Genomic DNA, 13,128 nt, shown 5'->3' on the forward strand with positions numbered 1-13,128 from the left:
TGACCGTCGCGAGGAAGGCCGCCTTCCGCGGCCGCACCCGGTCCAGCTTCAGCTCCCGGGTCTCCGGCTGACCTGATCCCGGTTCTTCCACCGGTCCGTCACGTCGTCGGCCGGGACCCCTTCACACCGAGGGTTTCCACGTTGTCCGACAACGACATCCAGAACGCTTCCGCGTCTCGCGACGCCTTCTTCGCCCTGCACCACGGTCTTCCGCGGCAGGGTCCGGGCTCCGACGCCACCACCCGTCGCCTCCTCGCGCTCGCGGGGCCGCTCCCCGAGCGTCCGCGCGTGCTCGACCTGGGCTGCGGTCCCGGCCGCTCCGCGCTGCTCCTGGCCGCCGAGGCGGGCGCCGAGGTGACCGCCGTCGACACCCACGAGCCGTTCCTCGACGAGCTGCGCGCGGCCGCCGCCGAGCGCGGGCTCGCCGACGCGGTCCGGCCGGTCCCGGGGGACATGGGCGCGCTGCCCTTCCCCGACGGCTCCTTCGACCTCGTCTGGGCCGAGAGCTCGGTCTTCGTGATCGGCTTCGACCGGGCGCTCGCCGAGTGGCGCCGGCTCCTCGCCCCCGGGGGGACCCTGGTCCTCACCGAGTGCGTGTGGACCACCGGCTCCCCCGCCCCGGAGGTCCGTGCCTTCTGGGACGAGCACTATCCGCTCCGTACGACCGCGGAGCTGTCCGCGGCGGCGGTCGGGGCCGGCTACCACGTCCTCGCCGCCTTCACCCAGCCCGACGGCGACTGGGACGAGTACTACGTCCCGCTCGCCGCGCACGCCGACGCCGCCGACACCTCGGTGCCCGGCATGGCCGAGGCGGTGGCGGGCGCCCGCACCGAGATCGCCCTGCGCCGCGAGCACGGCGGCGACTACGGCTACGCGGGGCTCGTGCTCCGTCCGGCCGATCCCCGCTGGCCCACCCGCCCCGAGCGGGAGGCCGACCACGCGGCCGTGCGGGAACTGACCGCGGCGGCCTTCGGGTCGCCGGCCGAGGCCGAGCTGGTCGACGCCCTGCGCGCCGACCCGGACGCCTGGCTGCCCGGGCTCTCGGTGGTCGCCGAGGCCCCGGACGGTTCGGTCGCCGCGCACGCGCTGATCACCCGGTGCCGGGTGGGCGGGGCGCCGGCGGCGGCGCTCGCGCCGGTCTCGGTGGCGCCGGAGCACCAGCGCACCGGCGCCGGCCAGGCCGTCACCCGCGCGGTGCTCGACGCGGCGCGGCTCGCGGGCGAGCGGGTGGTGCTGGTGCTGGGCCATCCGGAGTACTACCCCCGCTTCGGCTTCGTACGGGCGTCCGAGTATGGAATCAAGCCAGGTTTCGAGGTTCCGGACGACGCGATGAGGGCGCTCGTCCTGGACGGTTCCGCTCCGGTCCCGTCGGGCACGATCGCCTATCCGGCGGCTTTCGGGGTCTGACCTGCGCCTGACGGCTCCCGCCGCGCCCCCGCCCCGGTGTACTCCGGTGCGGTGGGCGCGGCGGGCTCCGGTCGGCGAAGTGCGGACAAGCCGCTTTTGTACGGCAGACTGGGGTGGCCCCCACGGGCCGAGGACCGAAGCGAAGGATGGGTATGCCGACCACTCAGGGCACCGCGACCGCGATCGCGCCGAAGCTCGCGTCGGACGGCGCGGAGCCGTCCGCCACCCCGGAGCCGATCATGCTGGAACTGGTCGACGAGGCCGGGAACACCATCGGCACGGCGGAGAAGCTCGCGGCGCACCAGGCCCCCGGGCAGCTGCACCGCGCGTTCTCGGTCTTCCTCTTCGACGAGGAGGGTCGGCTGCTGCTCCAGCGCCGGGCGCTCGGCAAGTACCACTCCCCCGGCGTCTGGTCGAACACCTGCTGCGGCCACCCCTACCCGGGCGAGGCGCCCTTCGCGGCGGCCGCCCGGCGCACCTTCGAGGAGCTCGGCGTCTCCCCCACCCTGATGGGCGAGGCCGGGACGGTCCGCTACAACCACCCGGACCCGGCCTCGGGCCTGGTGGAGCAGGAGTTCAACCACCTCTTCGTCGGCCTGGTGCAGGCCACTCCGGCCCCGGACCCGGAGGAGATCGGCGAGTACGCCTTCGTCACCCCGGCCGAGCTGGCCGAGCGGCACGCCGCCGCGCCGTTCTCCGCCTGGTTCATGACGGTGCTCGACGCGGCGCGGCCGGCGATCAGGGAGCTGACGGGTCCCGCCGGGGGCTGGTGACCCGGCCGTCCGCCGTCCCCGGCCCCGGTGCCATCGGGGCCAGGGGCAGCGCCGCCCAGATGATCTTGCCGCCGCCCGCGGTGTGCTCGACGTCGCAGGCGCCGCCGGACTCCAGGGCGATCTCCTTGACCAGCAGCAGTCCCCGGCCGCCGGTCTGGCCGTAGTCCGCCTCCAGCGCCTTGGGCCGGTAGGGGTGGTTGTCCTCGACGGACACCCGGACCCACTCCGGCCCGATGGCCACCTCGACCGCTATCTCCGGGGAGAGCAGCGCCGCGTGCCGCACGGCGTTGGTGACCAGCTCGGAGACGATCAGCAACAGTCCGTCCTTGATGTCCTCGTGGACCGGGACTCCCTGGCGGGCCAGCAGATCGCGTACCGCGTGCCGGGCCTGGGGGACGGAGACGTCGACCGCGGGAGCGGTGAAGCGCCAGACTCCTTCGTAGGACGGTGGCCGGGCGGGGACACCTCCGCGGGCATCCATGATCCGGTTCCCACCCTCGTGCTCGATTCTCGCCACACTGCGAGTCTTGGCAATGTGGAGGGGTCTCCCGACCTACTGACCAGAAGTCGACACGTATCGGCCACCTTCTGATCGGTGACGTGTGACGACGTCAGTTGTCCGACTGATCCTGTGCGTTTTCCGGGGGAGCCTTCGGGGCCGGCCGGGTGGCCTGTTCCGGCTGCGGAGCGACCATGCCGACGATCCTGCGCCCGCCGACGCCGATCGCGATCAGCCCGAGGCCGTCGAAGAGCAGCGCGAGCGAGAAGAAGCAGCCGAGGACGTAGCGGCTGCTCTCCGGCCAGTCGAAGAGGACCAGCAGCCCGAGGAGCAGGCCGAAGGCCCCCTGGAACAGGGTCCAGCCGAACTGCGGGCCGCGCACCACCACGCTGCCGACCAGCCGGAACACCCCGCCGGTGAGGAAGAGCAGGGCGGCGAACATGGTCAGCGCCTCGGCGGAGCCCTCCGGGTGACGGATCACCACCACGCCCGCCGCGATGTTCAGCGCCGCGACCACCGCGGCCGGCCAGAAGTGACCGGTGCCCCGGGACTGCACCGCCTGGAGCAGCCCGACTCCGCCGCCCAGGAGCAGCAGCCAGCCGAAGAGCAGCATGGAGGTGAGGGTCGCGAGCCCGGTGTAGACCAGCCCGACGACACCGCCGAGCACGAGCAGGGCGCCCAGCACGGCGAGCCGGCCGAAGCTCCGGCCGAGCCGCTTTCCCTCACGGGCCAGCTCCTGCACGGGATCGCCGCCCTCGTCCCGGATCTCCTCGGTCATCGTGCCTCCTCCGCGGCGCCTGACGACCCCCTCGCCGATCGTACGGTCGGCGCCGGTGGATAGCATCCGGCCCATGGAGACCGTGGAGCCCCGGCTCGTCGACACCGTCACGGACGGGATCGCGACCCTCGTCATCAGCAACCCGGCCAAGCGCAACGCGATGACGGCCGGGATGTGGCGGTCGCTGCCCGGCGTCCTCGACCGCCTCGCCGCCGACCCGGCGGTCCGGGTGCTCGTGCTGACCGGGGCGGGCGACACCTTCTGCGCTGGCGCCGACATCTCGGCGCTGCGCGAACCGGGCGACGAGCAGCAGGCCCTGGCGGTCCGCGCCGAGGAGGCGCTCGCCGCCTTCCCCAAGCCGACCCTCGCCGCCGTGCGCGGCTACTGCGTCGGCGGCGGCAGCCAGCTCGCCGGCGCCTGCGACCTGCGGTTCGCCGCCGAGGACGCCCGCTTCGGGATCACCCCGGCGAAGCTCGGCATCGTCTACCCGTCCTCCTCCACCCGGCGGCTCACCGCCCTGGTCGGCCCGGCCGCCGCCAAGTACCTGCTCTTCTCCGGCGAACTGATCGACGCCGGGCGGGCGCTGCGGACCGGCTTCGTGGACGAGCTCCACCCGGCGGAGGCGCTGGGGAAGCGGGTCGGGGAGTTCTGCCGGATCCTCGCCTCCCGCTCGCTGCTCACCCAGGCGGCGGCCAAGGAGTTCGCCGACGGGCGGCTCGACCGGGACGCGCACTGGACCGCGCAGGCACGCGGCAGCGGCGACACCGCCGAGGGCGTCGCCGCCTTCCTGGAGCGCCGGGCGCCCCGCTTCACCTACGGGCTCTGAGGGTCAGCCCTGCGGCAGGTCCTCGGTGCGCACCGAGCGCCAGCGCTCCACCAGGTGGGCGGGGGCCTTGAGCGGGGAGCCCGCGTCGTACGGCGGCTGGGGGTCGTACTCGGTGAGCAGCTGGACCGTCATGGCGGCCTCGTCGCCGGCGATCCGGCCGAGCAGGTGCAGGCCCATGTCGATGCCGGAGGAGACGCCGGCGGCGGTCACGTACTTGCCGTCGAACACGACCCGCTCGCCGGTGGGCTCGACGCCCAGCGCCCGCAGCTCGTCGAAGGCCAGCCAGTGGGTGGTGGCGCGGCGGCCTTCGAGCAGTCCGGCGGCGGCGAGGAGGAGCGAGCCGGTGCAGACCGAGGTGGTCCAGGTGCTGGTGGCGTCGGCCGTGCGGAGCCACTGCCGGATCTCCGGGTCGTGGGCGGCCTGCCGGGTCTCGGGGCCGCCGGGGACGAGGACGACGTCCGGGTGCGGGACCTCGGCCAGGGACTTGTCGGCGGTGAGCGCGAGGCTCCCCTGGTCGTTGCGGACCGGACCGGGCGCCTTGGCGACGAAGACGGTCTCCGCCCCGGGCAGCCGGGAGAGGATCTCGTACGGCCCGACGGCGTCGAGCGAGGTGAAGCCCTCGAAGAGCAGGACGGCGATCTGCATGGGTGTGTTCCCTTTCAGCTGGCGGGTCCGGTGACGGGTGGCGCGTGGAAGCGCCTGCGGTAGTCGGCCGGGGCGGTGCCGAGCGCCTTCACGAAGGCGCGGCGCATCGCCTCGGGCGTGCCGTAGCCGGCGGCGCGGGAGACCTCCTCGACGCCGCCGCCGGTCTCCTCCAGGAGCCTGCGGGCGTGTTCGAGGCGGATCCGGTCGACGTAGCGGCCCGGGGTGACCCCGGTCTCGGCGCGGAAGGCGCGGGCGAAGTGGCGGGGCGAGAGCCGGGCGCGGGCGGCGAGCCGCTCGACCGACAGGTCGCCGTCCGGGTGCTCGGCGATCCACGTCTGGACGTCGCGCAGGGGTTCGCGGCGCGCGGTCTGGGCGGCGAGCTGGGCACTGAACTGCGCCTGGTTCCCGGGTCTGCGGAGGAAGACCACCAGCATCCGGGCGATGGCGAGGGCCGCCTCCCGCCCCAGGTCCTCCTCGACGAGCGCGAGGGCCAGGTCGATGCCGGCGGTGACGCCGGCGGAAGTGGCGATCCGGCCGTCCCGGACGAAGATCGGATCCGGGTCGACGTCGACCTCCGGGTACCGGCGGGCGAGGTGCTCGCAGGCGATCCAGTGGGTGGTGGCCCGGTGTCCGTCGAGGAGGCCCGCCTCGGCGAGCCGCAGCGCCCCGGTGCAGACCGAGACGAGGCGTTCGGCGCGCGGGCCGTGGACGCGCAGCCACTCGACGAGCTCGGGGGCGGAGTCCCGGGTGCCCTCGCCGCCGGGGACGACCAGGGTGTGCGGCGGTCCGTCGGCGACCGCCTCCGCGAGGGTGGTGTCGGGGAGGATCCGCAGCCCGCTGCTGGTGCGGACCGGCCCGCCGTCCAGGGAGGCGGTACGGATCGGATAGGGGTCCCGCGCGGCGCCCGCGGCCCGGCCGGCGGCGTGGAACACCTCGACCGGTCCGGTCACGTCGAGGCTCTGCACGTCGTCGAAGAGGACGACGAGGACGGGGCGCTGGGTCATGGCCCCATCCTTCGGGCCCGCCCCGGACGGCCGCAAGGACGCCTTCCCCACCTTTCCTGCCATCCGCTCCGGGGAGGGGGCGTTCCCTCCGTACCAAGCAGTCGGTTAGGTTCTCTGCCATGACCACTTCGCTGCCGCCGCGGGCCGGGCGCCGCTGCCACAACGCCCTGAACCCGCTCCACTCCACGCTGTACTTCTCCCCCGACCTCGACCGGGAGTTCGGGGCGCTCGGCTTCACCGACCCCGCCGCCATGCGGCTCGCCGCCCGCAGCGCCCCGCTCGGCGCCGTCGGCGCCGGCACGGTCGCCGCGACCTTCTACAACTACCGCCACGAGCTGCTCGCCCGGCACCTGCCGGCCGTCTGGGAGACCGCCTCCCCCGCCGCCGTCCTCGACGCCCGGCTGCGGACCGCCGACGCCACCCTGCGCCGGCTCCTCGGCGAGGAGGCCGTCGCCTCCCCCGAGATGGCCGAGGCCGCCGCGCTCGCCCTGCGGGCCGCCGAGGCGTGCACCCGGCACGCCCGCCCCCTCTACTCCGCCAACGCCGACCTGCCGGTGCCCGGGGAGCCGCACCTCGCCTACTGGCACGCGGCGACCCTGCTCCGCGAGCACCGGGGCGACGGCCACCTAGCGGCGCTGCTCTCCGCCGGCCTCGACCCGGTCGAGGCGCTCGCCTCCCACACCGCCACCGGCAAGGGCATGGCCCCGCGCTGGGTCCTCGGCACCCGGGGCTGGGGCCGCGCCGACTGGGAGGCCGCCCGGGAGCGGCTGCGCGGGCGCGGGCTCCTGGACGCGGACGGCGAGCTGACGGAGCGGGGCGCCCGGCTGCGGTCGGAGCTGGAGGAGACGACGGACCGCCTGGACGCGGCCCCGTACGAGCACCTCGGCGCGGCCGGCGTGGAGCGGCTCACCGAGCTGGCCCGCGGCTTCCTGATCGCCGCCGCCGGCGCGGGCGCCTTCCCGGCCGACCTGGTCGGCAAGGGCTGAGGCGGCCCGGCGGGGCCGCACGGCGCGCGGGGACGGGTCGGTTGCCGCGTACGGGTGACCGACCCGGCAGAATGCCGGTGCAAGCAGTAGGCACGAGAAGGCGAGTCGGGACACCGTGACGACGTCCATCGAAGCAAGGATCGCCGAGGAGCTCGGCGTACGCGAGCGACAGGTGAGGGCGGCGGTCGAGCTGCTCGACGGCGGCTCCACCGTGCCGTTCATCGCGCGCTACCGCAAGGAAGCGACCGAGATGCTCGACGACGCGCAGCTGCGCACCCTGGAGGAGCGGCTCCGGTACCTGAGGGAGCTGGAGGACCGGCGGACCGCCGTCCTGGACTCCGTGCGCGAGCAGGGCAGGCTCACCGAGGAGCTGGAGGCGCGGATCCTGGCCGCCGACACCAAGGCGCGCCTCGAGGACATCTACCTGCCCTTCAAGCCGAAGCGGCGGACCAAGGCGCAGATCGCCCGGGAGGCCGGGCTCGCGCCGCTGGCCGAGGGGCTGCTCGCCGACCCGTCGGTGGAGCCGGCCGCCGCCGCGGCCGCCTTCGTGGACGCGGACAAGGGCGTGTCGGACGCCGCCGCGGCCCTGGAGGGCGCGCGGGCGATCCTCACCGAGAAGTTCTCCGAGGACGCCGACCTCATCGGGGAGCTGCGCGAGCGGATGTGGACCCGGGGGCGGCTCGCCGCCCGGGTCCGCGAGGGCAAGGAGCAGGACGGCGCGAAGTTCGCCGACTACTTCGACTTCGCCGAGCCGTTCGCCGAGCTGCCCTCCCACCGGGTCCTCGCGATCCTGCGCGGCGAGAAGGAGGACGTGCTCAGCCTGGACCTGGAGCCGGAGGAGGCCACGGACGGGCCCTCGTCGTACGAGTCGATCGTGGCCGGCCGCTTCGGCATCGCCGACCGGGGCCGGCCCGGCGACAAGTGGCTCCGGGACACGGTCCGCTGGGCCTGGCGCACCCGCATCCTGACCCACCTCGGGATCGACCTGCGGCTGCGGCTGCGGACGGGGGCCGAGGACGAGGCGGTCCGGGTCTTCGCGGCGAACCTGCGCGACCTGCTCCTGGCCGCGCCGGCGGGCACCCGGGCGACGCTGGGCCTCGACCCCGGTTTCCGTACCGGGGTGAAGGTGGCGGTGGTCGACGCGACCGGCAAGGTCGTGGCCACCGACACGATCCACCCGCACGTGCCGGCCAACAGGTGGGACGAGTCGCTGGCGAGGCTGGCCCGGCTCGCGAAGGAGCACGCGGTCGAGCTGGTCGCGATCGGCAACGGCACGGCGTCCCGCGAGACCGACAAGCTCGCCGGCGAACTCCTCGCCAAGCACCCCGAGTTGAACCTGACGAAGGTGATGGTCTCGGAGGCCGGCGCGTCGGTCTACTCCGCCTCCGCCTTCGCCTCGCAGGAACTCCCGGACCTGGACGTGTCGTTGCGCGGCGCGGTGTCGATCGCCCGGCGCCTCCAGGACCCGCTGGCCGAGCTGGTGAAGATCGACCCGAAGTCGATCGGCGTCGGCCAGTACCAGCACGACCTCGCCGAGACGAAGCTCTCCCGGTCGCTCGACGCGGTCGTCGAGGACTGCGTGAACGGCGTCGGCGTGGACGTCAACACCGCCTCCGCGCCGCTCCTTTCGCGGGTCTCCGGGATCAGCGCCGGCCTCGCCGAGAACATCGTGGCGCACCGCGACGCCCACGGCCCCTTCCGCTCCCGCAAGGGGCTCAAGGACGTGGCCAGGCTCGGACCGAAGGCGTACGAGCAGTGCGCGGGCTTCCTGCGGATCCGGGGCGGCGACGACCCGCTGGACGCCTCCTCGGTGCACCCGGAGGCGTACCCGGTGGTGCGGCGGATGGCGAAGACCACCGGCGGCGAGGTCGCCGCGCTGATCGGCGACACGGCCACGCTGCGGTCGCTGCGGCCCGCCGAGTTCGTCGACGACTCCTTCGGCCTGCCGACCGTCACCGACATCCTGCGCGAGCTGGAGAAGCCGGGCCGCGACCCGCGACCCGCCTTCAGGACGGCCACCTTCAAGGAGGGGGTCGAGAAGCTCGGCGACCTGGCGCCGGGGATGGTGCTGGAGGGCGTGGTGACGAACGTGGCCGCGTTCGGCGCGTTCGTGGACGTCGGCGTGCACCAGGACGGCCTGGTGCACGTCTCGGCCATGTCGAGGACCTTCGTCAAGGACCCGCGGGACGTGGTGAAGCCGGGTGACGTGGTGAAGGTGAAGGTGCTCGACGTCGACATCCCGCGCAAGCGGATCTCCCTCACGCTGCGGCTCGACGACGAGGCCGCGGCGGCGGACGGCACGGACTCCCCGGGCGGTCAGCGGCGCGAGCGCGGCGGCCGGCCGCCCCAGCAGCGCCAGGGCGGCCAGGGCAACCAGGGCGGTCAGGGCCGCGAGCGCGGTCAGGGCCGCGGGCAGGGCCAGGGCAGGCCCCAGGGCCAGGGCCGCGGCCAGGGTCAGAACCAGGCCCAGGGCCGGGGACAGGCCGCCGCGCCGGCGAACAGCGCGATGGCGGACGCCCTCCGGAAGGCGGGCCTGCTCGGCGAGGGCGGCGGCAAGCGCCGCTGAGCCCGCGACGCACGCCCCTGGTGCCGCTCTCCGCGGCGCCGGGGGCGTCGTGCGCGGTCCGCCCGTCAGTCGCGTGCGCCGGGGGGCTCCGGGAAGGCCGGCCGGGGCCCGAGCCGCGGCGGCGACGTGCTCCTCGTCCGCGCCGGGCGCAGGGCCGGGGGCGACGCCCTGCCCGAGGCCGACGAAGAGTGCCCGGAGGGCGAGGGCGAGCCGTCGCGCCCGCTCCTCCGTGACGGCGCCGCCCCGGTGCCGCCTGCCGGCGAGCGGGGCGGCGAGGTGCGCGTCCTGCTCCCGGACGGCGACGGCGAGCCGCTCCCCGGGGGCGGCGTCGCGCAGCGCCATGTCGAGCAGGGTGATCCGGAGGACGGCGACGGCCCGCGCCTCGGGGGCGTCCCCGCCACGGCGGTGGTGGCGGGCGAGGGCGTCCACGGCGCCGAGGAGGTCGGCGCCGTCCGGCGCCGCCCGCCCGAGCTCCTCGTCGTACGGACCGAACCGGTCGGCGACGAGGGCGGTCACGAGGCCGCTCCCGCTGCCGAACAGCGAGGAGACGGCGCCGGTGGTCAGTCCGGCCCGCTCGGCGCTCTCGTCCAGCCGGGCCCGGTGGCCGTCCCGGGCGACGAGCTCGCCCTGCTGCGCCGCCGGCCGCTCCGGAGGCACCTGCCGCTGGTGGCGGCCCACGACGGCGGGTGGGCGCTCGCCGCGGCGGCGGGTGCCCTGGTGGCGCGGCGCGGCGGCGGGGCCGGCGGCGAGCCGTGGGTCGGATACCAGGCGGTGGCGCCGCTCGCCTTCGCCGCGCTGCTCGCGGCCGGCCCCGCCACCGCGGGGGTCACGGCAGGAAGCGCAGCGCCCAGTCGGCCCGGTGGGCGATCGTGAGGTCGTCGGCCCCGGTGAGCGGGCGCAGGACGCGCTCGGCCGTCTTCGGGTCGGCCTGCACCAGGTCGACGATCTCCGCGGCGAGGCCGTCCTGGTCGTCGCCGAGGTCGGCGGCCGAGGCCCGGACCAGGACCGGGAGGGTCTCGGGGCCGCCGAGGGCGGCGAGGACGCCGCCGAGGAGTTCGCGGGCGTAGCCGTTGCGCTCGGCGACGGCCGCGTCCAGCTCGGACTCCAGGCGCGGCAGCAGCGCCCGGTCGCCCCCTGCGGCGATCTCGTCGGCGAGGTCGATCGTGGCGTCGACGTCCGCGTCGAGGTCGTCCAGCATCGCGAGGAGCCGGGTCACGCTGTCGTCGGTCATGGTGCCTCCGTAAATGCGCCGTCCACGAGGACCGGCACGGTCGTGGAGCCGTCGATCTCGGCGGCCACGGCCACGTCCTCGGGAAAGCCGTACTCGTACAGTTCACGGCCCGAGTCGCAGCCGTGCAAGGCGGCGGCCGGGTCGTCCGTCGCCGCCCACAGCGTGGCCGCCGCGGTCGCCTCCGGAGTCGGGTGGAGCCCCGGCGCGAGGGCGCGCAGGGCGTCGAGGACCGCACCGGCCCCCAGGTGGTCCTCCAGGGCGGGGCGGAGCGAGCCGTCCGGCCACCGCTCCCCGGAGGCGATCACGGCGAGGGGCCGGGCCGCGGAGCCGTATCCGTGGCGGACGAGCAGCCGGGCGACGGCGGTGCGGTTGCGGAGGGAGGCGGCGACGACGGCCGCGCCGCCGGAGGCGGCCCCCGCGGCGAGGGCGGAGCCGTTCGGGGAGGGCAGGACCAGCCGGGCCGGCGCGGGCGCGGCGCGCAGCGCCGCGGGGGAGAGCGACCAGGGGTGGTCCGGGGTCGTCTCGCTCCGCCCGACGGCGAGGACGGCGTCGTGCTCCCGCGCGTAGCCGGCGGCGGTGGCGTCCCGCCAGCGGTACGGGTGCACGGCCGAGCCGCCCTCGACGGCGACGCCGACGGCCGTCGTGAACGACAGCACGTCCACGACGACCACGCACGCGGCGGTGCGGGCCAGGGCCCGCGCCTCCACGGGCCCCCAGCCGAAGGCGACGCTCATCAGAGCTCGGTGACCTTGCCGCCGGCGACCTCCAGGCGCCGGCCGACGCGGACCGCGTCGAGCATCCGGCGGTCGTGGGTCACCAGCAGGAGGGTGCCGTCGTAGGAGTCGAGCGCGGACTCCAGCTGCTCGATGGCGGGCAGGTCGAGGTGGTTGGTCGGCTCGTCGAGGACGAGGAGGTTGACCCCCCGGCCCTGGAGGAGGGCGAGCGCGGCGCGGGTCCGCTCGCCCGGGGAGAGGGTGGTGGCCGGGCGGAGCACGTGGTCCGCCTTGAGGCCGAACTTGGCGAGCAGGGTGCGCACGTCGGCCGGCTCGGTGTCCGGGACGGCGGCGCAGAAGGCTTCGAGGAGCGTCTCGGTGCCGTGGAAGAGCCTGCGGGCCTGGTCGACCTCGCCGACGACGACGCCGGAGCCGAGGACGGCGTGGCCGGAGTCGAGCGGGAGGCGGCCGAGGAGGGCGGCGAGCAGGGTGGACTTGCCGGCGCCGTTGGCCCCGGTGACGGCGACCCGGTCGGCCCAGTCGATCTGGAGCGAGACGGGGCCGAAGGAGAAGTCGCCGCGGCGGACCTCGGCGTCGCGCAGGGTGGCGACGACGGAGCCGGAGCGGGGCGCGGAGGCGATCTCCATCCGCAGCTCCCACTCCTTGCGGGGTTCGTCGACGACGTCGAGGCGCTCGATCATGCGCTGGGTCTGGCGGGCCTTGGCGGCCTGCTTCTCGCTGGACTCGCCGCGCAGCTTGCGGCCGATCTTGTCGTTGTCGCCCGCCTTGCGGCGGGCGTTGCGCACGCCCTTGTCCATCCAGTTGCGCTGCATGAGCGCCCGGCTCTCCAGGGAGGACTTCTTGTCGGCGTACTCCTCGTACTCCTCGCGGGCGTGCCGGCGGGCGGTGGCCCGCTCCTCCAGGTAGGCGTCGTAGCCGCCGCCGTAGAGGGTGATCTGCTGCTGGGCGAGGTCGAGTTCGAGGACCTTGGTGACCGTGCGGGTGAGGAACTCGCGGTCGTGGCTGATGACGACCGTGCCGGCCCGCAGGCCCTTCACGAAGGCCTCCAGGCGCTCCAGGCCGTCGAGGTCGAGGTCGTTGGTCGGCTCGTCGAGGAGGAAGACGTCGTAGCGGGAGAGGAGGAGGGAGGCGAGGCCGGCGCGGGCGGCCTGGCCGCCGGAGAGGCCGGTCATCGGCTGGTCGAGGCCGACGGTGAGGCCGAGGGAGGCGGAGACCTCCTCGGCGCGCTCGTCGAGGTCGGCGCCGCCGAGGTCCAGCCAGCGCTCCAGGGTGGTGGCGTACGCGTCGTCGGCGCCGGGCGTGCCGTCGACCAGGCCCTGGGTGGCCTCGTCCATGGCGGCCTGGGCGGCGGCGACGCCGGTGCGGCGGGCCAGGAACTCCCGGACGGTCTCCCCCGCGCGCCGCTCGGGCTCCTGCGGCAGGTGTCCGACGGTGGCGGTCGGCGGCGAGAGGCGGACCTCGCCCTCCTCCGGGGCGTCGAGCCCGGCGAGCAGCCGCAGCAGGCTGGACTTGCCGGCGCCGTTGACGCCGACGAGCCCGATCACGTCGCCGGGGGCGACGACGAGGTCGAGCCCGGCGAAGAGGGTGCGTTCGCCGTGGCCGGCGGCGAGGTCCTTGGCGACGAGAGTGGCAGTCATCAGACCTCGCATCCTACGTGGGCGCGCGGGACCGTACGGGTA

The 13,128-nt window shown here is 75.4% G+C and carries 12 protein-coding genes and 1 pseudogene; 5 read left to right on the forward strand and 8 right to left on the reverse strand.

Annotation, left to right across the window (positions count from 1 at the left end; genetic code table 11):
• The first annotated feature begins 141 nt into the window (after positions 1-141).
• Positions 142-1,407 carry a bifunctional class I SAM-dependent methyltransferase/N-acetyltransferase gene (locus IE287_RS08755; RefSeq protein WP_189848351.1) on the forward strand — a complete coding sequence of 422 codons (1,266 nt, stop codon included), beginning with the start codon at positions 142-144 and terminating at the stop codon, positions 1,405-1,407.
• A 152-nt stretch (positions 1,408-1,559) separates the two neighbouring features.
• Entirely contained in the window at positions 1,560-2,180 is a 621-nt protein-coding gene (gene idi, locus IE287_RS08760; RefSeq protein WP_373307820.1) for an isopentenyl-diphosphate Delta-isomerase, read from the forward strand.
• On the opposite strand, the gene IE287_RS08765 is transcribed toward idi, so the two are convergent.
• Together IE287_RS08765 and IE287_RS08770 are read right to left on the reverse strand one after the other, a co-directional pair.
• Positions 2,146-2,661: an ATP-binding protein gene (locus tag IE287_RS08765; RefSeq protein ID WP_189848352.1), complete on the reverse strand. Its 516-nt coding sequence runs from the start codon at positions 2,659-2,661 to the stop codon at positions 2,146-2,148. The two genes, idi and IE287_RS08765, sit on opposite strands and share 35 nt — an antisense overlap.
• Before the next feature lie 130 nt (positions 2,662-2,791).
• Positions 2,792-3,457 carry an HdeD family acid-resistance protein gene (locus tag IE287_RS08770; protein ID WP_189848353.1) on the reverse strand — a complete coding sequence of 222 codons (666 nt, stop codon included), beginning with the start codon at positions 3,455-3,457 and terminating at the stop codon, positions 2,792-2,794.
• 73 nt (positions 3,458-3,530) lie between these two features.
• Here IE287_RS08770 and IE287_RS08775 point away from each other — a divergent pair, with 73 nt between their 5' ends.
• Complete coding sequence (locus tag IE287_RS08775) at positions 3,531-4,283, forward strand: enoyl-CoA hydratase/isomerase family protein (protein ID WP_189848354.1); 753 nt, start codon at positions 3,531-3,533, stop codon at positions 4,281-4,283.
• Positions 4,284-4,286: 3 nt separating this feature from the next.
• On the opposite strand, the gene IE287_RS08780 is transcribed toward IE287_RS08775, so the two are convergent.
• Positions 4,287-4,928, reverse strand: a complete 642-nt coding sequence (locus tag IE287_RS08780; RefSeq protein WP_189848355.1) for a DJ-1/PfpI family protein — start codon at positions 4,926-4,928, stop codon at positions 4,287-4,289.
• A gap of 14 nt (positions 4,929-4,942) precedes the next feature.
• On the reverse strand, positions 4,943-5,932 hold the full coding sequence (locus IE287_RS08785; protein WP_189848356.1) for a GlxA family transcriptional regulator: 990 nt from the start codon (positions 5,930-5,932) through the stop codon (positions 4,943-4,945).
• 119 nt (positions 5,933-6,051) lie between these two features.
• On the opposite strand from IE287_RS08785, the gene IE287_RS08790 reads away from it, so the two are divergent.
• Together IE287_RS08790 and IE287_RS08795 are read left to right on the forward strand one after the other, a co-directional pair.
• Positions 6,052-6,918 (forward strand): SCO6745 family protein, encoded by an 867-nt coding sequence (locus IE287_RS08790; RefSeq protein ID WP_189848357.1) that lies wholly within the window; start codon positions 6,052-6,054, stop codon positions 6,916-6,918.
• A gap of 115 nt (positions 6,919-7,033) precedes the next feature.
• Positions 7,034-9,484, forward strand: a complete 2,451-nt coding sequence (locus IE287_RS08795) for a Tex family protein (RefSeq protein ID WP_189848358.1) — start codon at positions 7,034-7,036, stop codon at positions 9,482-9,484.
• 81 nt (positions 9,485-9,565) lie between these two features.
• Here the strand turns inward: IE287_RS08795 and IE287_RS38390 are convergent.
• The 4 genes and pseudogenes from IE287_RS38390 to IE287_RS08815 form a co-directional block, all read right to left on the reverse strand.
• A pseudogene (locus IE287_RS38390) lies at positions 9,566-10,162 on the reverse strand (TetR/AcrR family transcriptional regulator); the annotation flags it as partial.
• Positions 10,163-10,310: 148 nt separating this feature from the next.
• Complete coding sequence (locus IE287_RS08805; RefSeq protein WP_189848360.1) at positions 10,311-10,715, reverse strand: hypothetical protein; 405 nt, start codon at positions 10,713-10,715, stop codon at positions 10,311-10,313.
• Positions 10,712-11,449 carry a 2-phosphosulfolactate phosphatase gene (locus IE287_RS08810; protein WP_189848361.1) on the reverse strand — a complete coding sequence of 246 codons (738 nt, stop codon included), beginning with the start codon at positions 11,447-11,449 and terminating at the stop codon, positions 10,712-10,714. The genes IE287_RS08805 and IE287_RS08810 overlap by 4 nt, the downstream gene beginning before the upstream one ends.
• Positions 11,449-13,086, reverse strand: a complete 1,638-nt coding sequence (locus IE287_RS08815; RefSeq protein WP_189848362.1) for an ABC-F family ATP-binding cassette domain-containing protein — start codon at positions 13,084-13,086, stop codon at positions 11,449-11,451. Before IE287_RS08815 ends, IE287_RS08810 begins: the two co-directional genes overlap by 1 nt.
• Between the last annotated feature and the right edge of the window lie 42 nt (positions 13,087-13,128).

The organism is Streptomyces omiyaensis (assembly GCF_014650895.1).
Lineage (GTDB): Bacteria > Actinomycetota > Actinomycetes > Streptomycetales > Streptomycetaceae > Streptomyces > Streptomyces omiyaensis.